The sequence below is a fragment of the Planktothrix sp. PCC 11201 genome, from assembly GCF_900009135.1.
Taxonomy (GTDB): domain Bacteria; phylum Cyanobacteriota; class Cyanobacteriia; order Cyanobacteriales; family Microcoleaceae; genus Planktothrix.
Genome location: NZ_LT797758.1, coordinates 1 through 296, shown reverse-complemented (window position 1 = coordinate 296; position 296 = coordinate 1). Strand labels below are relative to the sequence as shown.

The 296-nt window shown below is 37.8% G+C and carries 1 protein-coding gene; it reads left to right on the top strand.

Annotated features, from left to right (window positions below):
* Window positions 1–191, top strand: a 191-nt coding sequence (locus PL11201_RS27270) for a hypothetical protein (RefSeq protein ID WP_234996848.1), incomplete at its 5' end; no start/stop codon positions are given.
* Window positions 192–296: the final 105 nt, after the last annotated feature.

Genomic DNA, 296 nt, shown 5'->3' with positions numbered 1-296 from the left:
ATTGCACCATCATTGATTACGATGGTTCAGACACATCTTTGTTTTTGCTACGCATGGACTTCTTGCTCGATAGTTACCAGTTTTGGCTACCAGTAGTTCTACCTTTTAACCCCGCTTTAGCCTGTTGGTTGCTATCCAGTCAAACTAGGGGTTATGCTTTCACCTCAGCACTTGAGAGATGGGACTTGTAAATTTTTATTACTTATCTCTGAATTTCGTAACATTTCGTTACTTTAGAGGTTTTGTGATATTTCTTTACTCACCCATAAATGTAATCAGTTATCACCAGTTTCATT